Annotated in this window: 24 protein-coding genes; 8 read left to right on the plus strand and 16 right to left on the minus strand. The window is 55.8% G+C overall.

All coding sequences use genetic code 11. The features are described 5' to 3' along the window. Positions 1–38: 38 nt before the first annotated feature. Positions 39–1,301 carry a glutamate-5-semialdehyde dehydrogenase gene (locus GOX66_RS06165; protein ID WP_170760633.1) on the plus strand — a complete coding sequence of 421 codons (1,263 nt, stop codon included), beginning with the start codon at positions 39–41 and terminating at the stop codon, positions 1,299–1,301. Here the strand turns inward: GOX66_RS06165 and GOX66_RS06170 are convergent. Continuing rightward, on the minus strand, positions 1,298–1,894 hold the full coding sequence (locus GOX66_RS06170) for a histidine phosphotransferase family protein (protein WP_170760635.1): 597 nt from the start codon (positions 1,892–1,894) through the stop codon (positions 1,298–1,300). The genes GOX66_RS06165 and GOX66_RS06170 overlap by 4 nt on opposite strands. Positions 1,895–1,935: 41 nt before the next feature. Here GOX66_RS06170 and GOX66_RS06175 point away from each other — a divergent pair, with 41 nt between their 5' ends. The 5 genes from GOX66_RS06175 to tsf all read left to right on the plus strand — a co-directional run bounded on the left by GOX66_RS06175 (position 1,936) and on the right by tsf (position 5,735). Then, on the plus strand, positions 1,936–2,118 hold the full coding sequence (locus GOX66_RS06175) for a DUF3553 domain-containing protein (protein WP_170760637.1): 183 nt from the start codon (positions 1,936–1,938) through the stop codon (positions 2,116–2,118). Positions 2,119–2,216: 98 nt separating this feature from the next. Further along, a complete protein-coding gene (gene olsB, locus GOX66_RS06180; protein WP_170760639.1) occupies positions 2,217–2,972 on the plus strand; it encodes an L-ornithine N(alpha)-acyltransferase in 756 nt (251 codons plus the stop codon). Beyond that, positions 2,959–3,813: a lyso-ornithine lipid O-acyltransferase gene (olsA, locus tag GOX66_RS06185; protein ID WP_170760641.1), complete on the plus strand. Its 855-nt coding sequence runs from the start codon at positions 2,959–2,961 to the stop codon at positions 3,811–3,813. Before olsB ends, olsA begins: the two co-directional genes overlap by 14 nt. 166 nt (positions 3,814–3,979) lie before the next feature. Beyond that, a complete protein-coding gene (rpsB, locus tag GOX66_RS06190) occupies positions 3,980–4,783 on the plus strand; it encodes a 30S ribosomal protein S2 (RefSeq protein WP_170760642.1) in 804 nt (267 codons plus the stop codon). 76 nt (positions 4,784–4,859) lie between these two features. Further along, on the plus strand, positions 4,860–5,735 hold the full coding sequence (tsf, locus tag GOX66_RS06195) for a translation elongation factor Ts (RefSeq protein WP_170760644.1): 876 nt from the start codon (positions 4,860–4,862) through the stop codon (positions 5,733–5,735). Positions 5,736–6,120: 385 nt separating this feature from the next. Here tsf and GOX66_RS06200 read toward each other — a convergent pair whose 3' ends face one another. The 5 genes from GOX66_RS06200 to GOX66_RS06220 form a co-directional block, all read right to left on the minus strand. After that, positions 6,121–6,876, minus strand: coding sequence for a helix-turn-helix transcriptional regulator (locus GOX66_RS06200; RefSeq protein WP_170760646.1), 756 nt, complete (start codon positions 6,874–6,876; stop codon positions 6,121–6,123). Continuing rightward, on the minus strand, positions 6,873–7,322 hold the full coding sequence (gene aroQ, locus GOX66_RS06205; protein ID WP_170760648.1) for a type II 3-dehydroquinate dehydratase: 450 nt from the start codon (positions 7,320–7,322) through the stop codon (positions 6,873–6,875). The genes GOX66_RS06200 and aroQ overlap by 4 nt, the downstream gene beginning before the upstream one ends. Before the next feature lie 99 nt (positions 7,323–7,421). Then, positions 7,422–7,619, minus strand: a complete 198-nt coding sequence (locus GOX66_RS26280) for a zinc-binding dehydrogenase (protein WP_419555543.1) — start codon at positions 7,617–7,619, stop codon at positions 7,422–7,424. Positions 7,620–7,731: 112 nt separating this feature from the next. Continuing rightward, entirely contained in the window at positions 7,732–7,968 is a 237-nt protein-coding gene (locus GOX66_RS06215; protein WP_419555545.1) for a zinc-binding dehydrogenase, read from the minus strand. Between the two features lie 118 nt (positions 7,969–8,086). After that, complete coding sequence (locus GOX66_RS06220; RefSeq protein WP_170760654.1) at positions 8,087–8,692, minus strand: 2-hydroxychromene-2-carboxylate isomerase; 606 nt, start codon at positions 8,690–8,692, stop codon at positions 8,087–8,089. A gap of 196 nt (positions 8,693–8,888) precedes the next feature. Here GOX66_RS06220 and GOX66_RS06225 point away from each other — a divergent pair, with 196 nt between their 5' ends. Continuing rightward, entirely contained in the window at positions 8,889–10,106 is a 1,218-nt protein-coding gene (locus tag GOX66_RS06225) for a serine hydrolase domain-containing protein (RefSeq protein ID WP_336509440.1), read from the plus strand. A 50-nt stretch (positions 10,107–10,156) separates the two neighbouring features. Next, positions 10,157–11,020, plus strand: a complete 864-nt coding sequence (locus GOX66_RS06230) for an acyl-CoA thioesterase (RefSeq protein WP_170760658.1) — start codon at positions 10,157–10,159, stop codon at positions 11,018–11,020. A gap of 284 nt (positions 11,021–11,304) precedes the next feature. Here the strand turns inward: GOX66_RS06230 and GOX66_RS06235 are convergent, their stop codons facing one another. From GOX66_RS06235 to gmk, 10 genes are all read right to left on the minus strand, one after another. Then, positions 11,305–12,534 (minus strand): acyl-CoA dehydrogenase, encoded by a 1,230-nt coding sequence (locus GOX66_RS06235; protein WP_170760660.1) that lies wholly within the window; start codon positions 12,532–12,534, stop codon positions 11,305–11,307. Between the two features lie 128 nt (positions 12,535–12,662). After that, on the minus strand, positions 12,663–13,352 hold the full coding sequence (gene phoB / locus GOX66_RS06240; protein WP_170760662.1) for a phosphate regulon transcriptional regulator PhoB: 690 nt from the start codon (positions 13,350–13,352) through the stop codon (positions 12,663–12,665). A gap of 12 nt (positions 13,353–13,364) precedes the next feature. Then, the gene (gene phoU / locus GOX66_RS06245; RefSeq protein WP_170760663.1) at positions 13,365–14,066 is read right to left on the minus strand and encodes a phosphate signaling complex protein PhoU; all 702 of its coding nucleotides are present in this window, start codon (positions 14,064–14,066) and stop codon (positions 13,365–13,367) included. Between the two features lie 16 nt (positions 14,067–14,082). Next, complete coding sequence (pstB, locus tag GOX66_RS06250) at positions 14,083–14,880, minus strand: phosphate ABC transporter ATP-binding protein PstB (RefSeq protein WP_272871496.1); 798 nt, start codon at positions 14,878–14,880, stop codon at positions 14,083–14,085. A 14-nt stretch (positions 14,881–14,894) separates the two neighbouring features. Beyond that, on the minus strand, positions 14,895–16,226 hold the full coding sequence (gene pstA, locus GOX66_RS06255; RefSeq protein ID WP_170760667.1) for a phosphate ABC transporter permease PstA: 1,332 nt from the start codon (positions 16,224–16,226) through the stop codon (positions 14,895–14,897). Further along, on the minus strand, positions 16,223–17,695 hold the full coding sequence (pstC, locus tag GOX66_RS06260) for a phosphate ABC transporter permease subunit PstC (RefSeq protein WP_170760669.1): 1,473 nt from the start codon (positions 17,693–17,695) through the stop codon (positions 16,223–16,225). The genes pstA and pstC overlap by 4 nt, the downstream gene beginning before the upstream one ends. Positions 17,696–17,786: 91 nt before the next feature. Next, the gene (locus GOX66_RS06265) at positions 17,787–18,827 is read right to left on the minus strand and encodes a substrate-binding domain-containing protein (protein ID WP_170760671.1); all 1,041 of its coding nucleotides are present in this window, start codon (positions 18,825–18,827) and stop codon (positions 17,787–17,789) included. Positions 18,828–19,031: 204 nt separating this feature from the next. Next, positions 19,032–20,066: an ATP-binding protein gene (locus tag GOX66_RS06270; RefSeq protein WP_170760673.1), complete on the minus strand. Its 1,035-nt coding sequence runs from the start codon at positions 20,064–20,066 to the stop codon at positions 19,032–19,034. 31 nt (positions 20,067–20,097) lie between these two features. After that, a complete protein-coding gene (locus GOX66_RS06275; protein ID WP_170760675.1) occupies positions 20,098–20,622 on the minus strand; it encodes a gamma carbonic anhydrase family protein in 525 nt (174 codons plus the stop codon). After that, complete coding sequence (gmk, locus tag GOX66_RS06280) at positions 20,619–21,260, minus strand: guanylate kinase (protein ID WP_170760677.1); 642 nt, start codon at positions 21,258–21,260, stop codon at positions 20,619–20,621. Before gmk ends, GOX66_RS06275 begins: the two co-directional genes overlap by 4 nt. Positions 21,261–21,274: the final 14 nt, after the last annotated feature.

The following is a 21,274-nucleotide window of genomic DNA, read 5'->3' on the forward strand; positions in this document are numbered from 1 at the left end:
ATGGTAGAACAGAAAAGACTGACTGAAAGGCACATGAGATGAAGGATTTCGACAGCATTCCCACACTGATGGCCGATCTTGGAAAACGCGCCAAGGCGGCCTCGGCTGATTTGGCCTTTGCCACCGCCGAACGCAAGCACGCCGCTCTGATTGCGGCGGCGGATGCGGTCTGGGCCAATCGCGCGAAAATCATCGAAGCCAACCAGAAAGACCTGGAGTTTGGTCGCGAGAAAGGCCTGAGCCCAGCGATGATGGACCGTCTGATGCTGGATGAGACGCGCGTTCAGGGTATGGTTGATGGACTGCGCACAGTGGCCGATCAGGCCGATCCCGTAGGCGAAGTACTTACCGAATGGGATATGCCCTCGGGCCTTAACATCCAGCGTGTGCGTACGCCCTTGGGTGTGATCGGCGTGATCTATGAAAGCCGTCCGAATGTAACCGCGGATGCAGGCGCGCTGTGCCTGAAATCCGGCAATGCGGTGATCCTGCGGGGCGGATCCGAAAGCTTCCATTCCTCTGGCGCCATTCATGCCTGTCTGGTTGAAGGGCTTAGGGCTGCGAACCTGCCCGAAGATGCCATCCAGCTGGTGCCCACGCGGGATCGCGCGGCGGTTCAGGAACTGCTGACCCTGACCGATTATGTGGACGTCATTGTTCCGCGCGGCGGCAAGGGTCTGGTTGGGCTGGTACAACGCGAAGCCCGCGTGCCGGTATTTGCCCATCTCGAAGGCATCGTTCATGTCTATATCGACAAAGATGCCGACCCTCAAAAAACGCTGGATGTCGTGCTGAACGCCAAGACCCGCCGTACCGGGATTTGCGGGGCGGCGGAGTGCCTTCTGGTCCATCAGGATGTGGCTGACACGCTGGGTCGGGATGTCATCGCCGCTCTGCAAGCCGCAGGTGTTGAGGTTCATGCCGAAGGTTCGCTGGCAAATGATGGCACCGTCACTGCCACGCAAGACGACTGGGGCAAGGAGTTCCTCGACAGCGTCATCGCCGCCAAACCGGTTGCGGACATCGACGCGGCCATTGCCCATATCCGCCAATATGGCTCAAACCACACCGACTGCATCATGACCGAGGATGCGGAAGCCGCCGACCGGTTCTTTGAACGGCTCGACAGTGCGATCCTGATGCACAATGCCTCGACTCAGTTTGCTGATGGTGGTGAGTTTGGCATGGGCGCTGAGATCGGTATCGCGACCGGCAAGATGCACGCGCGCGGCCCGGTGGGCGCAGCACAGCTGACCAGCTTCAAATACCTCGTGCGTGGAAACGGAACGACCCGATCCTAGAACCGGATCGCTACGCGGGTTGAGGTGGTTTCCACAGCGACCCGCCGTCCCATCGACGCGGCCGTGTCGGGCAGCAATGCAAACTGAACCTGCGCAGGCTTCACGGCGTTGGCGAACCGGCCCGTCGGCAGGTTTTTCCACAGATCGTTGTCCAAATTCAGCTTGTCAGCTGTGCCTTTGACCATCCAGCTGTCACCGAGATTCTCGATGGTTACCTCGCCACCAAACGGCATCGCGCCTTCGCAACACATCATCGCCAGAAAAGCCAGCTTTACCTGATTACGCGGCACCGCTTCGGTCAGATGCCAATTGATGCGCACACGGCCAGCGCGCTCGACATCCTTCAGCAATTCCGCCACTTCAGCCCGCCCGAGTGGCTGATCACTGGCCGAGCCGAAGGCAACACGGAAGAACCGGATTCTGGCACCGGCACTGCCGACACTGCCCGAGATTAAGTCCATCTCAGGTCCCTGAACCGAGCCAACCATTTCGAGCAGTTCCAGACCATTGGTGATCGCGCCGATCGGGCTGATCAGATCGTGACAGATCCGCGAGCCGATCAGCTCGGCCAGGTTGACGTTTGTGTTGCTCATGCGTACCTCCTGCTGATCTGCCGTCGGACCGGAGCCCCTGAATGACAGACCTCAATGCTATTCTTGCACCGGGCATGTATGTCCGCCACCCCGATTTCCCGGAATGGGGCGTTGGACAGGTTCAGTCCAACATCGGGGGCAAGATCACCGTCAACTTTCGCGAGCAGGGGAAAGTGGTGATTGACGGAACACGCATCGCCCTGGTGCCGGTCTTTGATCCGTGAAACTGGTTTAGGAAAGGTTAACGTCGCCGCACATCTGCCCTTGTTGCCATCCCCCCGGGAACTGCGGTATCAGCGCGCAAACAAGAACGGAACCACCGATGCCGGATGCAGGCCCTTCCTTTACCGTCAAACTTGCCGAGACCGAAGCGGAACTGCGTGCCGCCCAACGGCTGCGGTATGACGTGTTCGTCCGCGAGCTGGGCGGTGGCGGAGAGATGGTCGATCACGAGGCCGGGCTGGAACTGGACAAGTTCGACAAATACTTTGACCATATGCTGGCGATTGATGACCTGACAGGTGAAGTTGTTGGTGTTTACAGGCTGTTACCGGGCGAACGTGCAGCGGAACTGGGCCAGTTTTATTCTGAAGATGAGTACGATCTGACCGTGCTCAAGCAAAGCGGTCGCAAGCTGCTGGAACTTGGCCGTTCTTGCCTGCATCCCGACTACCGGGGCGGGACCGCCATGTATCACCTGTGGAATGGTTTGGCAGCTTACGTCACCGAGCGCGAGATCGAAGTGCTGTTCGGAGTGGCCAGTTTCCACGGCACGGATGTACGGGCACTGGCGCAACCTCTGTCGATGCTGCACCACAACCACCTTGCGCCACCGGACCTGCGGGTGCGCGCCCAGCCGAAGGTGTTTGAATCGATGGATCTGGTCGCACCTGAAATGTTAGATCGCCGCGCAGCGATGGTGCAGGTGCCCGCGCTGATCAAAGCGTATCTGCGGCTTGGGGGGTTCGTGGGCGAAGGTGCGTTTATCGACCACGCCTTCAATACTACCGATGTGTGCCTGATCCTTGACACAGCCCGCATGAACGACCGCCAGCGGCGCATCTATGGCGGAGCCTGAACTGGTGAGCGATTCCTCCTGGCACAGTGAAGATGCACCCGACCCGATTGAATTGGGTTTTCTCGGCTGGGTCCTCGTCCTTTTGCGCGGCCTCCCGTTGGCCGTTCTGGTTTTTGGCGGTCTGATCATCCTTCTGACAGTGCGATTGATCGAACGGCCGCTATTTGGCGTGCGTCGGCCGATCACACCATTCATCAGCCAGTTTGTTTGCCGGAATGCCTTTCGCATTCTGGGCATCGGGTTTCGCACTTCCGGAGAATTGATGAAACAGCACGGGGCTGTGGTGGCGAACCATTCCTCCTGGCTGGATATTTTCGCGTTGAACGCCCGTAAAAGGGTTTATTTCGTTTCGAAGGCCGAAGTGGCAAAATGGCCCGCCATAGGTTGGCTGGCCCGCTCAACCGGCACCGTGTTCATCGAGAGGGATCGAAAGAAAGCCCGCGAACAGACGAAGCTGTTCGAAGAGCGCCTCTCAGCCGGGCATAAATTGCTGTTTTTTCCGGAAGGGACTTCGACGGATAACCTGCGCGTTTTGCCATTTAAAACAACGCTTTTCGCCGCGTTTTTCACCGAAGAACTGCGCGACTTTATGTATGTGCAACCTGTATCGGTCATTTTCCACGCGCCAAAAGGGCAACCCGACAGATTCTATGGCTGGTGGGGCGATATGGAGTTTGGCCCGCATTTGCTGAAAACGCTTGGTGCGCGCGGGCAAGGTTCGGTCGAATTGATTTATCACGCGCCGTCCAAGGTCAGCGACTTCGCCGACCGCAAGGAACTGGCCCTTCACTGCGAGCAGGCTGTGCGCCACGCGCATTCGCTCGCGCGGCTTGAAAAATAAGGTCGAAAGACCCTTGCGCCGCATTCAAACCTGCCGTATACGCGCGCCATTCAAACCCGCAGGCGGGGTTTGGCCTTTTTGAGGGAGACATCCTCATCAAGACCGCCGGTTGGAGCATCCGCTTCTTTCACCCCCGCCCAGGCGTAAACCGGAAAAGGAAAATAGCATGGCTCTTCCCGAGTTCACCATGCGTCAGCTGCTGGAAGCTGGCGTTCACTTTGGTCACCAGACACAGCGTTGGAATCCCCGCATGGGCCCGTTCATCTACGGCTCGCGCAATGGCATCCACATCATGGACCTGACCCAGACCGTTCCGATGCTGGATCAGGCTCTGCAGGCCGTTCGTGACACGGTTGCAAAAGGTGGCCGCGTTCTGTTCGTTGGTACCAAGCGTCAGGCTGCTCAGCCGATCGCAGACGCCGCTGAAAAGTCGGCGCAGTACTACATGAACCACCGCTGGCTGGGCGGCACCCTGACCAACTGGAAAACCGTTTCCCAGTCGATCAACCGTCTGAACCAGATCGACGAAGCGATGGAATCTGGCGCTGAAGGCCTGACCAAGAAAGAGCGTCTGGGCATGGAGCGTGACCAGGCCAAGCTGCAGGCTTCGCTGGGTGGTATCCGCGAGATGGGCGGCGTTCCTGACCTGCTGTTCGTTATCGACGTCAAGAAAGAAGCACTGGCTATCGCCGAGGCCAACAAACTGGGCATCCCGGTTGTGGCCGTTGTCGATACCAACTGCTCGCCTGACGGCGTAGACTACATCATCCCCGGCAACGACGACGCAGCCCGTGCAATCGCACTGTACTGCGATCTGGCCGCACGTGCCGCTCTGGACGGCATGACCGCTCAGATGGGTGCAGCAGGCGTTGACCTGGGCGCGTTCGAAGAAGCACCGGTTGAAGAAGCTGTTGCGGAAGAAGCGCCCGCTGCAGAAGAAGCAGCGCCGGAAGTCAAAGCCGAAGCGTAAGCTGCCCGTTACCTAAATGACATATGGGGCAGGGTAGACCTGCCCCAATTCCGTTTGAATTGAGGAGAGCCAAAAGATGGCAATCACAGCAGCAATGGTTAAAGAACTGCGCGACTCGACCGGCGCAGGCATGATGGACGCAAAAAAAGCGCTGACCGAAACCGGCGGCAACATGGACGAAGCCGTTGACTGGCTGCGCACCAAAGGTCTGGCCAAAGCGGCCAAGAAATCCGGCCGTACCGCAGCAGAAGGTCTGGTTGCAGTCCACGTTGCCGGTGGCAACGGTGTAGCTGTCGAAGTGAACTCGGAAACTGACTTTGTCGCGAAAAACGCTGAGTTCCAGGAAATGGTTGGCAAGATCGCATATGCCGCAGAGGGCGTCGATAACGTCGAAGCTCTGCTGGCCGCTGACCTGGGCGGCAAGTCAGTTGCTGACACCCTGACCGACAAGATCGCCACCATCGGTGAAAACATGTCGGTTCGCCGCATGTCCAAGCTGTCAGGCGATACCGTTGTGTCTTATGTCCACAATGCAGCCACCAACGGCATGGGTAAGATCGGCGTTCTGGTTGCTTTGTCGGGCGGTGACGAAGCCATCGGCAAACAGGTTGCGATGCACATCGCCGCCGTGAACCCGGCGGCCCTGTCCGAAGCGGACATGGACCCGGCGATTGTCGAGAAGGAAAAGCAGGTTCAGATGGACATCGCCCGCGAATCCGGCAAGCCGGAGCAGGTGATCGAAAAGATGATCGAAGGCCGCATGAAGAAATTCGTTGCGGAAGCGACTCTGCTGAACCAGCAGTTCGTCGTGAACCCTGACCTGACCATTGAAGCTGCGGCCAAAGAAGCTGGTGCGACTATCACTGGTTTCATCCGTCTGGAAGTTGGCGAAGGCATCGTTGTCGAAAAAGAAGATTTCGCAGCCGAAGTTGCCAAGGCCGCTCAAGGCTAAACAAGATAAGTTCCGGCCCAATAGGGGCCTGACATCCTGCAAAGACCGGTTTCGCGACGCGAAGCCGGTCTTTTTTTTGTTCAGACACAAAAAAGAGCGCCAGAGCGCCCGTCGACAAACTGATAAAAATTGAATTGAGGGGCCCCGCATGATGGGGATGGTCGAGGCCCCCCAAAATTTCCGACAAAGGTACGTGGACGAATAGACGCCCCTGTGTCAGAGCGACCGGAGAGCTTTGGTATTACAAAGGTCCGACCAAATGTTCCCTGGCTAAAGCCACCACTCACGGAACAATATCACTTTGCAACTAAGGTCCCAGATTCGGAAAGTCATGTTTTCCTTACCTAGCGTAAATTGACGCATTTTAGCGTCAGTCATTCAGGCGCTATGCCTCCATTATGAACATCTGATTCTGGAGAGCAGCCTTCAAGACAGCCTGCGCGGTCGTCTCAACCGACAGGGCCTCACGTGCAAGTCTCAGGTGCTTTTCGACAGTTGCTGCCGTAAGCCCCATCAACAGCGCAATATCCTGAGTTGTCTTTCCGTCTCCGACCCATTGCAACGCCTCACGCTGCCGCTTGGTCAAAGCGCGGTTTGGCGCGTGGTAGGGCAGGGTAAGGATCTTAAGATGCGCGACATTGTTCATCAGCAGGATGTCGTCGCCATGTTCTTCCCAAAGGGAATCTACCTCGTCCTGACTGGTTGCACCACCAGCAGACAGAGAAATCGCACCTTTCGACCGCATGGACACTGACGTAAAGCTGACCGTGTAACCTGCGACAACGCCCTGTGATTTATTGAACTCTAGGACCGCACGCTCCTGCGCTGTCATGGTGCCGTCGGTGACCGTCTCCTGGGCGATGTTCCAGCTCGCCGCACCCTCATTGTGCAAAGCCCACTTCAACATCGGCGCGTGGAAATACAAACCGTCGCGCAGGAAACCATCCAGATAGGGTTTTTCATGATTGGTCAGAATCACAAAATCCTCTGGGTCACCCAGAGATGTTTCCGTGCGATATTTGGTATGCCCGTAGAGCAGACGGTCGAACCCATACTCCGCCATCTGGCGGCAATGGGCATCCCAAAGCTCTTCCAATGTCTTTGTATAGCTCAGGAAATGTAGGTATTCGGCCAGCTTCATGCAGGCCCTCCACCATTCAGATGTGCCGCCAGGGCATCCAGTGCAAGCACATATCCCTGAGCACCAAACCCGCAGATCATCCCAACAGCGACCTTAGAGATATAGGATGTGCGCCGGAATTCTTCGCGCGCATGGATATTTGACAGGTGGACTTCAATGACCGGAAGCCCGACCGATGCTATCGCATCCATCAGGGCGATGGAGGTATGCGTATAGGCGCCGGCATTCAGAACGATCCCGTCCTGCGCGCCTTTGGCTGTATGGATGGCATCGATGAGCTCACCTTCGTGGTTGGATTGAAAACACGAAACCTCAAACCCAATGGATCTTCCATGGGTCAGGCACAAATCCTCGACCATCTTCAGTGTTGTGCTGCCGTAAACCTCAGGCTGGCGAGTGCCCAGCAGGTTGAGGTTCGGTCCGTTCAAAATCAGAGCTTTACGCATTATTTCACTGTTCCCATAACAAGTTCTTAAACGCGATTTGGTGTGGATGTCCACCGGGAACACTTTTTACGGGAATGCGACAAAATATCGGCTTGGGTCTCAGTTGGTCGTCACCACTATTTTCCCAAGTGTCGAGCTTTCGGACAGGTGCGTCAGCACTTCAGCTGCGCCGACTAGGGGGTACCTTTGGCCGATATGTGGTTTGATCTGATTATCGGAAAATAACCTGAGCAATTCATTGACATTTTCCGCAGTTCCCCGGGACTCGAAACAGCTAAGAACCCCATGATCCGGCACCCTTTAAGCAATGTCAGATTGAACGGGATATTGAGGATGCCGCGATGAAGCCAAACAACAGGGTAGCGGCCATTCCGGGCAATGCTGTGCAGCGCGGGCACGGTATAGTCGTCTACAATAGCATCAGAGCGCCACTTGGACCTTCCAGAACTTTGATTTCACGCGAAAATACCTTTTGCAAAGCCTTGTCCAACCCCCATGGTTTTTTGATCGTTTCCTCCACGCCGATGCTTCGGCAGAATTCCGCCTTGGCTTGTGACGATACCGCAGCGATCACGCGCGCGCCCATGGCCTTGCCGATCTCGACGACGGCCGATCCAGTTCCTCCTGCAGCGCCCAGAGCCAGCAGTGCTCATCAGGCCGGATTGCGACTTGGTCCCTTAGTTCCTGCCAGGGCGTTCCATAGCTGAACCGGGCCATCCCGATATTTGCGTAATACGAAATCGCGGCGCTGAAGAAACTGACTATTAAGAAGAACGCGACAATTCCAGTTCAAGGTTACTAAGACTGTTTTTGCCAAAAAACATCTCGGACCCGGCAAACATGCTGGGCACGCCAAAAACGCCATTTTTTACGGCAGCCTTGGTCTTTTCCTTCAGACTCTGCTTTACGTCAGCATTTGTCATGGCTTCCCGTATTTTTCGGACCGGCAGTTCGTTGTCGTGTAATATTTCAGACAGAACTCCAAGTTCATCAGCTTTTTGACCGTGCACCCAGATCGCATCAAAAATTGCATCTACGTATTTGGATTCCCAAGGCTTCCCGGACGCGAAAATCGCGCCACGCATGGCAAATTTTGTATTTATTGGAAAGTGCGGGCTCATATGAAAGCTCAACCCGCGCGAACGTGCAAATCGATGCAGGTCGTAAGTGAGATAGGCGGTTTTCTGACGGTTCTCGGAAAACGCCTGAAAAGGGCTTTGATTGTTGGTCGCTTTGAAAATGGTTGTCAGCAATACAGGTACATAGTTCAAACGGGCACTGTGCTTTGCCGCCAGATCTGGCAATACCTTGTGTGCGAGGTAGGCGTTGGGACTGCAGAAATCGTACACAAAATCGATATGTTGCGCCATGTTTCTCCTCCGGAATGTGGCCAAGATATTGAACCCACCCGTACTCAGCGAATCTGTTGAAACATCAGTGTAACAGGCTGGCAGGCCAACACGTACCGTCGACATTCAACAGAAATGGCCTAGAGTCGATTTCCCTGTCAATTCAGTGCGTAAGTCCGCAAACTCCCCAAGTGAACCAGAGGCCCGACCACCCATGATAAAGTTCGACCCGAAGCGGTTAAACCGTATCCCAGACTGGATGCAGCGATATGTGGACCAGCGGAAATATGCTGGCAGTTCGCTGCTGCTGAAACACTGCGGAACGGAGGTATTTTTCCACTCATGCGGGTTACGAAACGTTGAAATGGGTTTGCCATTCCAAAGGGACACAATCGCTCGCATCTATTCGATGACAAAGCCCGTGACATCAGTGGCGCTGATGATGTTAGTCGAGCGTGGATTGATTCATTTGGACGCGGCGCTTTCTGATTTCATTCCCGACTTTCAGAACATGCAGGCCTTGATTCCGGGTGCCGAAAGTTTGGATCAGACAGAAAGTGCGCCAACGCCGACCCTGCACCATTTGCTGACACATACAAGTGGGCTCAGTTACCCGTTCAATCCAGGGGTTCTTCCTGAGGCGATGGACGAACAAGACCTCATATTCGCACCCGATCAAGGCCTTCTGGCGGATCGCGTCGCTGCTCTTGCAAATCTCCCGTTGGCGTTTCAACCCGGAACCAGGTGGGAGTATTCCGTAGGCATAGACGTCATTGGCCGCGTCATCGAAGTGGTGACGGGCCAGCCTTTGGACCAGTTCTTTGCGCGGGAAATCTTTGAACCTCTTGGAATGCAGGAAACCGGTTTTTCGGTACCATCGGGGGCAGGGGATCGATTTGCGTCGCTTTACACTCCGTTGGCCGGGGACGCGATGGATCTGAATTCGGCCGAAACCGGTGGCAACACCCTGCGACTTGTGGATCAGGCAGGCGCGTCGCCCTTTGAAGCCGCCACCACGTTCTCGGGCGGAGGTGGTCTGGTCGGTACGATCGAAGACTATTCACGCTTTGCCGAAATGCTGCGTAACCGCGGGCAGGGTGACGGGCACCGCTTGCTTGGCCCCAAGACTGTAGATTTCATGATGCGCAACCACTTACCGGGTGACATTGCATCAATGGGACCACAGAGTTTTGCAGAGCAGCCCATGGAAGGAACAGGTTTCGGGATAGGCGGCGCGGTCGTCACCAACCCGGGCAGAACCCGCGTTCCGGGTTCAATGGGAGATTTCAGTTGGGGCGGCATGGCGTCGACTTTTTTCTGGATCGACCGGCTCAACGATCTGACTGCCATTTTCTTTACACAGCTGTCCCCATCAAGTTCTTACCCGTCGCGTGCTGAGTTAAAGGCGCTTATCCTAGGGGCAATAATTGAATGACCATCTGAGCGCTGATACCCAGGCATTGAATTTCGAATGGAGACCCGGACATGACCGAAGCAGAACGTATTCTTCTGGAGCTTTTGGACATCGAAAGACTGGAAGTCGACCTGTTTCGGGGTACCGGATCCGGCGGCGAAACGCCTACGCGGATATTTGGTGGGCAAGTCATCGCACAAGCGCTGGCCGCAGCCTATCGAACTGTGGAAGACCGTATGTGCCACTCACTTCACGCCTATTTCATTCGAGCCGGAGATCCATCTATTCCCGTTATTTATCAAGTTGATAGAGCTCGAGATGGAGGCTCTTTGACAACCCGGCGTGTCGTTGCGATTCAACATGGCAAGCAAATTCTAAACATGTCGGCATCGTTTCACGTTGAGGACGAAGGCTGGGATCACCACCATGCAATGCCGCAGGTCGAAGCGCCCGAGCATTATCCGTCGCGAACAGAATTGCGGCAGAGATACCTCGATCAGGTTCCTGAAAAATTGCGTGGAGAGTTGATGCGCGAGCGTCCCATCGAAGTTCGTGAGGTCAACCACCTGAATCCGTTCACTCCGGAAATATCCGACGACCGTAATCAGACGTGGTTTCGCATGCGGGCCGCTGTCAGTGCGGATCCTGTAACTCAACACCTTGTTCTGGCTTACGCCTCTGACATGCACCTGATGAGCTCGGGAACGCGGCCACATGGGTTGAGCTGGTTTTCCGGAGAAGTAAATGGTGCAAGCCTTGACCACGCTTTATGGTTCCATGCCCCGGTTCATTTTGAAAACTGGCATCTTTACTCGATGGATTCCCCGTGGAGCGGGCATGGGCGGAACTTTAATCGAGGATCGATTTACGCTGAAGATGGCACTCTGGTTGCATCCGTCGCTCAAGAAGGTCTGATGCGAAAAGCCAGAAAGTGACAAGAAGAAACATCTCTAAACTGTTGTTTTAAAAGTTTTATGAGACTCAATTGAAGCCTAGCGCGTTACCACCAATGGCCTGAAAACAGCTCGCTCACCACGGGCCAGCCTTTACCAACACCTCGTGCAGTATTGATAGCAAGTACAGTTTCCCGCTCAACACAATCAGGTCTTCGATTCTTCATTTAAGAAGATCCTTTTACGCATTGATTTATTTAGAAAAGTTGTACTTTCGTGTAATCGATATTTTACCATAATACCGATTACACGAACTTCGAATTACTTTAATAGAAGGCCTGCAAACCGGTTTGAGCCCGCCCCAGGATCAGAGCATGCACGTCGTGCGTGCCTTCATACGTGTTCACGGTCTCAAGGTTGACCATGTGACGAATAACCTGGAACTCAAGCGAGATTCCGTTGCCGCCATGCATGTCCCGCGCCATGCGCGCGATATCCAATGCCTTGCCGCAGTTGTTACGCTTGACGATCGAGATCATCTCGGGCGCAGCTTCGGCCTGATCCATCAGACGTCCAACGCGCAGGCTTGCCTGAAGCGCCAACGCAATTTCGGTCTGCATATCTGCCAGTTTGCGTTGGAACAATTGTGTCTGCGCCAACGGACGGTTGAACTGTTTGCGATCCAAACCGTATTGGCGCGCAGCGTGCCAGCAGCATTCGGCCGCGCCCATAACGCCCCAGCTGATGCCATAACGCGCCCGGTTCAGGCAACCAAACGGACCTTTCAGACCCTGAACATGCGGCAGCAACGCATCCTCGCCAACTTCAACACCATCCAGAACGATTTCCCCGGTGATCGACGCACGCAGGCTCAATTTGTTCTGGATTTTTGGCGCGCTCAGCCCCTTAAGACCTTTTTCAAGGACAAAGCCGCGGATTTTACCGTCATGCGCATCCGATTTGGCCCAGACCACAAAGACATCCGCAATCGGCGAATTCGAAATCCACATTTTGCTGCCGGTCAGACGATAACCACCTTCAATCTTCTCCGCCCGCGTTTTCATGCCTGCCGGATCAGAGCCGGCATCGGCTTCGGTCAGGCCGAAACATCCAATCCATTCGCCGCTGGCCAGTTTGGGCAGGTATTTCCGCCGCTGCTCCTCGGTGCCATATGCGTAAATCGGGTACATGACCAAAGAGCTTTGAACGGACATCATGGATCGATAGCCCGAGTCGACACGCTCAACCTCACGCGCGACCAGCCCGTAGGATACATACCCTGCCCCCAAGCCGCCGTACTCTTCGGGAATCGTGGTACCCAGCAGGCCCATTTCACCCATCTCGCGAAAGATTTCGGGGTCGGTTTCTTCGTTTTGAAACGCGTCCGTCACTCGTGGCTGAAGATTTTCCTGCGCGTATGCGTTCGCGCTGGCGGCGATCATGCGTTCGTCTTCGTTCAGCTGATCCGACAGTCGAAACGGGTCATCCCATGCGAAATTGCCCATGTCAGGTGCATCTTTAGCGCGTAATGCAGGCTTGGTGTCAGGGGCGTTCATATTGCTTCTCCGCTCAATCAACTTTGACGCAAACTACCCCGACCCACCGACAAAAAACAGCAAGAGTTTTGCATCTGCCTATGAGCATTACTCATAGCATTATGCCACTCCCCCTGCCCCGCATCGAATTACCCTAATGCGTAGCCAGCCCCCCGGACCGTACGCACCGGGTCATCTCCGCCATATTGGGTCAATGCCTTGCGCAGACGGCCGATGTGGACATCGACGGTGCGTGTATCGACATAAATATCGCGCCCCCACACCCGGTCGAGCAATTGTTCACGGCTCCAGACACGACCAGGTTTCTCCATGAAAGTGCTGAGCAGCCGGAACTCGGTCGGACCCAGTTTCAGGGGTTTGCTGTCGCGGCTGACTTTGTGCGTCTCAGAATCCAACACGATATCATCATATTCAAGTCGCAGCCCGACCGTAGCGGGCCGTACCCGGCGCAATTGGGTACGCACACGTGCCATAAGCTCGACGACCGAATACGGTTTGACCACATAGTCATCCGCACCGGTTTCCAGCCCACGCACCTTATCGACCTCTTCGGTACGGGCCGATAGCATGATGATTGGGATAGATCGCGTATCCGTACGGGATTTCAGGCGGCGGCAGACTTCGATACCGCTCAGGTTCGGCATCATCCAGTCCAGTACGATGATGTCCGGGTACTCCTCATCAACCAACAGCATGGCTTCGTCGCCGCTGGCGGCCTTGAACACTCGGAACCCTTCAGCTTCGAGGTTGTAGCCCAGCACTTCGCGCTGGGCCAGTTCATCCTCGACAACAAGAACTGTTGGCTGATCGGCGGACATTCTTCAGTTCTCCTAGACGGATTGCGAGGTAATATCAGCTTTCGGCCGCGCCTCAGTCGGGCGTTCACCTGTGACAAGGTAGACAACCTGCTCGGCGATGGCCGTAACATGGTCGCCCATGCGTTCGATGTTCTTGGCGATGAAATGCAGGTGCATGCAGGACGAAATGTTCCTCGGATCCTCGGCCATGAAGGTCAGGAATTCACGGAAAAGACCGTTATACATCTGGTCCACTTCCTCGTCGCGTTCGATGACATCTGCGGCCAATTCGGCGTCGCGCTGAATATAAGCGTCCAGCGCGTCCCGCAACATACGCTCAACCTCACGCGCCATGCGGCGCAGGGCGGCGGCACTGCCGTTGATCTCACCTGCGTTCACCAGAACGGTTGTACGCTTGGCGATGTTCTTGGAATAGTCGCCGATACGTTCCAGGTTGGCCGAAACCTTCAGTACCGAGAGTACCAGCCTCAAGTCGCCTGCGGTCGGCGCGCGCAATGCGATCAGCCGCGCCGTTTCTTCGTTAATCAGATCTTCCAGCGCGTCGATGGCTTTGTCGCCCTGACGGACTTCCTGCGCCAGTTCTTCGTCTCGTGTCTCGAGAGACCGCGCCGAGTTCACGATAGCGGCTTCGACCAGACCACCCATTTTCATGATATGGGCCTGAATTGCTTCGAGATCGCGGTCAAAAGCGGATGCAATATGTTGTTCGGTCATCAGAAAATACCTGTCTTCAGCCAATACGGCCGGTGATGTAGCTTTCGGTGCGGGGATCTTCGGGGTTGGTAAAGATCTGACCGGTCTCACCGAATTCAACCAGATTGCCCAAATAGAAAAACGCTGTTTTCTGGCTGACACGCGCGGCCTGCTGCATCGAGTGGGTCACGATCACCACCGAATAACGCGAGCGCAGTTCATCAATCAGTTCTTCCACCTGAGCTGTTGCGATGGGGTCCAACGCCGAGCATGGCTCGTCCATCAACAGAACTTCAGGCTCGGTCGCCACGGCACGAGCGATGCACAGACGCTGCTGCTGACCGCCGGAAAGCCCGGTTCCGGGCGCATCCAGACGGTCCTTGACCTCATCCCAGATTGCGCCGCGCCGCAGGGACTTCTCAACGATTTCATCCAGTTCGGCCTTGTTCTTGGCAAGGCCGTGGATGCGTGGGCCATAGGCAACATTGTCATAAATGGACTTTGGGAACGGATTCGGCTTCTGGAACACCATGCCCACCTTGGCGCGCAGCTGGACCGGGTCGACACGCTTGTCATAGATGTCTTCACCATCCAGTTTGAATGACCCTTCGACGCGTGCGATATCGATGGTGTCGTTCATCCGGTTCAGACAACGTAGAAACGTAGACTTACCGCAGCCGGACGGCCCAATAAACGCGGTAACGGTCTTGTCCTCGATATCGACACTCACATCTTTGATGGCGTGAGTGTCACCGTAGTAAACTTGGCAGTCACGGCAGTCCAGCTTGATATCCTTGGTGTCCACTTGTTTCTCCACTCGCGACATGTCGTTCATTGTCGTGCCCTTCATTACCAGCGGCGTTCAAAACGGCGGCGCAGGATGATTGCGATGATATTCATTGTCAGCAGGAACATCAGTAGGATGATAATCCCGCCCCATGCCTTTTCATAGAACCCGGCGTCAGCACGTGCAGCCCAGGTGTAAATTTGGGCCGGCATGGCCGAGTTCGGTTCGGTAAAGCCAGCCAGGAAACCATCCGGATATCCGCGCGCAACAAAGCCAACCATCCCGATCAACAGCAGCGGCGCCGTTTCTCCGAGAGCCTGTGCCAGACCGATGATTGTACCTGTCAGAATACCCGGCGCAGCCAGCGGCAATACATGGTGGAACACCGCCTGCATTTTTGAGGCCCCTACCCCCAGCGCGGCATCGCGTATCGAAGGCGGAACCGCCTTCAGCGACGCACGGGTCGAGATGATGATCGTTGGCAACGTCATCAGCGTTAGGACAAGACCACCAACCAGCGGGGCCGATTGCGGCAGGTGCATGAACTGGATGAACACTGCCAGACCCAGAATACCGAACACTATGGACGGCACGGCGGCAAGGTTTGAGATGTTGACTTCAATCAGGTCGGTGAACCTGTTCCGCGGCGCAAATTCTTCGAGGTAGATCGATGCAGCCACACCAATTGGCAATGACAGCCCCAATACCACCAACATCATGAAGAACGATCCAATCACCGAGGCACCTATTCCTGCCCCGCCCGGATTGTCCACACCAGAGTCAGCACCGGTGATGAAGGGCCAGTTGAAAGCCTGCTTGATGATGCCGGCTTCTTCCAGAGCATCCACGAGTTCGAGGTCACTCTTCTGCAGGAAGCGGCTGTCCTGAATGGTATCACGAGACACACGGCCTTTAAAATACCCGTCCACCCGGCTGGAGGCCGCCAAATCGAACTCTATCTGTTCACCAATTTTGTCCGGGTTTTGAGTGTAGAACGTTCGGATTGTTCCACCGACCTTACCGAGAAGACGTTCGATAGCCACCTCATCCACTTCGGTGTTCAACCCACGTTCATCCAGCTTGCTTTTGAGTGCCGTGATAAACAGGTCCGAGTATGCTTTTGTTTTTAACAATACGCCTTCGGATTCTTCACGTTGTTGTTCGGTCAACGTGAAATCCACACTCACCACAGTGCGGGTAAATGCGGGAATTCCCTCTTTGAGGATCGATGTGAACAGCACCACCAGGAAGAAAAGCCCTGTTGCGATTGCTACGATTCCATAGGCGCGAAAGCGCTTTTCAGCTCTGGCCCGTTTGCGGGTATGCTCGTCTGTGGCCATTAGCGAGACGGAGTGACGACCCGGTTCAGCGTTCTGCATGCTTGCGTCGGTCATTCGTACTGCTCCCGATACTTACGCACGATGTAGAGGGCAAAGACATTGAGGCCCAGCGTGAGGATGAAAAGGGTCATGCCAAGCGCGAAAGCGACCAGCGCCTCGGGCGATGCGAAGTCAGCGTCACCCGTCAGCTGGCTGACGATTTTTGCAGTGACTGTTGTCATGGCTTCGAACGGGTTGAGGCTGAGCCGCGCCGCAGCCCCTGCCCCAAGCACCACGATCATGGTTTCACCAATCGCGCGCGATGCCGCCAGAAGGATCGCGCCGACGATCCCCGGCAAAGCCGCAGGCAGGACAACCTGGCGGATCGTCTCGGACTGAGTCGCGCCCAGGCCATAAGAACCGTCCCGCATGGCTTGGGGCACGGCATTGATGATGTCGTCCGACAGCGATGACACAAACGGGATGAGCATGACGCCCATGACAAGACCGGCTGTCATCACGGCCGTACCTGCTTTCATCCAGCCCAGACCATCGTCGCCAAATACGCTCAGCAACAGTGGCCCGACAGTCAGCAGGGCAAACAGGCCGTACACGATGGTCGGAATACCGGCCAGAATCTCCAGCAGTGGCTTGGCAACGGCACGCACTCGCGGCGACGCGTACTCACTGAGGTAGATCGCAGCGAACAAGCCGATCGGAACAGCCACCAAAAGCGCGACAAGCGAAATGTAGAACGTACCCCAGAGCAACGGCAAAATGCCAAGCGCAGAAGAACCGCCGCGACCTGAAAAGCTTGGCGACCAGGTCAGGCCAAAAAAGAATTCGGACGCAGGATAAAGCTTGAAGAACTCCCACGTATTAAAGACCAGCGACAGAACGATCCCGACAGTGGTGAGAACGGCGATTGATGCCGCTGCAAGGAGAAGTACACTGACACCTTTCTCAACGACATTGCGGGCGCGGTAATCGGAACGGGTTTGCCGCCAACTTACGACAGCCCCAGCCAGTGCAAGTAAAACCAGGACAATGGACATTACCCAGTGACCCTTGGCATTCATGCTCCGATAACTTTGCGCAGCGTTCAGAATTGGCTGAGTAATCTCTGATGTGACAACCTGCCCGGCGTCCTTCAGACCTTGCGTTATTTCCGCAATATCGGCATTCGCGTTGCGCGCGACCTGTTCGGTCATTTGCCCCTGCGCCACGGCGGCATCCAGACCGGCGGCGGTGCGCCGTACCTCGGCCATGACGAGACTGCGCGAAGACCCATCCTTGATGGCGGTATCCGGGATCATGCCGGAAACCTGAGAATTCACAAATAGCGGCTGTGCCAGCAGCCACAAAACCAACAGACCAAAGGCGGGTATTGCGGCTTTCAGAGCAACATTCGCTCCGTAGAAATTTGGCAGCGAGTGCAGGTTACGTATTTCGCCACCAGCGCTTTGCATCGCGCGCGACCGCCCCGACACAAATCCGACCGCCGAGATCGCGATGACAATCAGAATGAGCCAAAGTACTGGCATGACACCCCCAAATGGTCTCGTTTGAGAATTCCGGAAACAAGCATGGGAGCGGCACCAAATGCCGCCCCCTGCAATCCGAACAAAGCCGGGATCAGCTGCCCGAACCCAAGGTTACTTCGTTGGCGATTTCGTCCTGAGTTTCCTTCAGTTCGGGATCGGCAACCAGACCATAGTTGGCCAGCGGGCCCGAACCACCGGCGATTTCGTCAGCAGTGAAGAACTGAGCGTATTCCTTCAGGCCGGGGATCACTCCGATGTGGGCTTTCTTGACGTAGAAGAACAGCGGGCGCGACACAGGGTATTCACCCGATGCAATGGTCTCGGTCGAAGGAGCGACACCGCCCATCGTGGCGACTTTCAGCTTGTCGGTGTTGTTCTCGTAAAACGCCAGACCGAATACGCCGATGCCGTTCTTGTTGGTGTCGATACGAGCCAGGGTCTCGGTGTAGTCACCGTCGATGTCGACCGACTTACCGTCCGTGCGTACGTCCAGGCATGCGTCTTCCGCGTCATCTTCGCTCATGCCACCAGCAATCATGGCTTCCATTGCGCCAGTAGATTCGCAACCGGCAAGCAGAACTTTGTCTTCAAAGACTTCGCGGGTGCCGTGCTTGGTACCGGGGATGAACATCGCGATTTCAACGTCCGGCAGTTCACCGTTGAATTCAGCCCAGCTGTTGTAGCTGTTATCTGCCAGTGCGCCATCTTTCATGACTTTCGCGCCGATGGCGTTGTAGATGTCTGCTGGTTGGAACGCGGTGAACTCAGGACCCGACTGCTGGCTTGCAAAAACGATCCCGTCATAGCCAATGCGGACTTCCATGATGTCGGTCACGCCATTTTCGGCACAGGCTTTGACTTCTTTTTCGCGGATCGCGCGCGATGCGTTTGCAACGTCAATGGTGTTTTCGCCAACACCTTCGCAAAAACGTTTCAGACCGGCGGACGAACCACCCGATTCAACGACCGGCGTCGGGAAATCGGTGTTTTCTCCAAACAGTTCTGCGACGATCGATGCATAAGGCAGCACAGTCGACGAACCTGCAACCTGAACGTTGTCACGCGCCGCAGCGGTGGTGGCCGAAACGGCAGCGATGGCCAGTGCAGAAGCCGACAGTTTTACAAAGGACATTTCAGTCTCCTTGAGAAATATTTTTGCGATCATCCCCATGATGATCCTGCGCGAACCTCTACGAGTCGTGCGTAAGCCTTTTGTGACACCCGTGTAACAGCTTTATGACAGCAGCTAAGAAATCGGGCTGTCGCAACGCAAAGCTGCCATGCTGTGTTCACATACCAGCGGCCCGCCGGACAATAGGAGACGCCGTCTGAGGGTTCAGCGAGGCAGGATAACGGTAAATGTTGCGCCCTTGCCCAGGTTGCTTTCAACACGCAAGCGTCCGCGGTGTCGATTGATAATGTGTTTTACAATTGCCAGGCCCAATCCCGTACCACCCAATTGCCGGGATCGGTGGCTGTCGGCACGGTAAAACCGCTCGGTCAATCGCGGAAGATGGACTGTTTCTATTCCGGGACCTTTGTCGATAATCTGGACCCGAACCGCAGGACCGCGCATGGCGGTGTCGCGCTCGGACGAGATGACATTGACTTCGACACTGCCTCCGCTGCCACCGTATTTGATGCCGTTTTCGATCAGGTTGGTAAAAACCTGACGCAACTGATCGCTGTCCCCGATCAAGGACATCGGGTCCTGAGGCGCATTCAGCATCAGTTCCACGCCCGCATCTTCGGCCAAAGGACGCAAAGAATTCAGTGTAGACTCCAGCAAACCCGTCAGCTCAAGCTGTTCCTTTGGCCGGACACGCTCTTCGCTTTCCACCCGGTTCAGGGACAGAAGATCGCCTACCAGCCTGTTCATGCGGTTTGCTTCCTCTGTCATGATCATGAGAAAGCGGTCTTGGGCCGCGACATCATTGCGCGCGGGTCCGCGCAGCGTTTCGATGAAGCCCATCAAAGCCGTCAGCGGGGTGCGCAATTCATGGCTGACATTCGCCACGAAATCACGACGCATCTGGCTGGCCTGCTCAATATGCGTGACGTCATAAAACGTAGCCAGCACCGCCCCACCCACAGCGTTCACATAGCGGCACTCGACCTCGAAGGTTGTATCCTGCGCCCCATCATTCGACAGATGGCGCGTCTTTGACGGACCCTTGGAGCGCAAGCATTGTTCCATCGCCTCAATGACCTGCGGCTGCCTGAGAATTGTCGCGAAATGCCTGCCGACGATATTCTGACCCACCAATGTCCTGCCATCGGCATTCGCCGCGATGATCCGCTCGTTCTGGTCGACCATTAGGGCCGGTATCGGAATGGCCGAGACGATTTCGGCAAGCAGGTCGTCGGACATGATCTCGATCTCGTGACGCAACCGGGTCGTTCTAGGAAACAGGCTTCATCGTGTCGCGGAACTTGCGCATGTTTTCCTGATAGTGCAGTGCGCTGAGCGTGATCCGATGTGCCGTCGACTCGTCTACCTGCCGCACGACCTTTCCAGGAGATCCCATGACAAGAGCGTTATCCGGGATTTCCTTGTTCTCGGTAATCAGCGCCCCTGCCCCGATAAGACAATTCTTCCCGATCTTCGCCCCGTTCAGAACGATGGCCCCCATCCCGATCAGCGTATTTTCCCCGATCGTACATCCGTGCAGCATGACCTTGTGCCCGATGGTGCAGTTCCTGCCGATAGTCAGTGGGAACCCAGCATCGATATGCATGACGCAGTTTTCCTGAACATTGCTGCCTTCGCATACGCGGATTTCTTCGTGATCTGCGCGGATGGTGCAGCCGAACCAGACCGAGGCACCCTGCTCCAACACCACCTTGCCAATAAGGTTGGCGTCCGGTGCGACCCAGGAATCCTCGTGGATTTGCGGCGCGTGTTCGCCCAGAGCGTAAATGGTCATGACAACCCCTCAAATTCGCTTTGCAGGGTTCGAACATGGTTTTGCAGTTTGGGCTGCTGAATACGGCGCATCCGCTCGGCGCTGACGATGGTTTTCAGTTTATCTTCAGTGGCGTCCAGGTCGTCGTTAATCAGGACATAGTCGTAGTAGCCCCAGTGGCTGATCTCATCCCAGCTTTTGAGCATCCGCTTGGAGATCACTTCGGCACTATCCTGTCCCCGGCCTTCCAGCCTGCGGCGCAGCTCGGGGATCGACGGCGGTAGGATAAAGATCGACAAAGCATGTTTGCCAAGATCAGAATTACGGATCTGAACCTCGCCCTGCCAGTCGACATCGAAAAGGACGTCCTTGCCGCTGTTGATAGACTCGCGAACAGGCCCGGCCGGCGAGCCATAGAAGTTTCCGAATACGTGGGCGTGTTCCAGCATCTGACCCTCGGAAACCTGCTGTCTGAAGGCGTCTTCACTGAGAAAAAAGTAATCGCGCCCATGCTCTTCGCCCGGTCGCGGCGCGCGGGTCGTGGCCGACACCGAGAATTGCAACCCTGTGTCCCACTGCATCAGCCGTTTCGCCAGAGTGGATTTGCCGGCCCCCGAAGGCGAGGACAGAATGATTAAAAGGCCGCGTCTATCCGCCATTTCGGGCGCTCCTG

Origin of the sequence: Ruegeria lacuscaerulensis (genome assembly GCF_013031245.1) — a bacterium.
GTDB classification, from domain to species: domain Bacteria; phylum Pseudomonadota; class Alphaproteobacteria; order Rhodobacterales; family Rhodobacteraceae; genus Ruegeria; species Ruegeria lacuscaerulensis_C.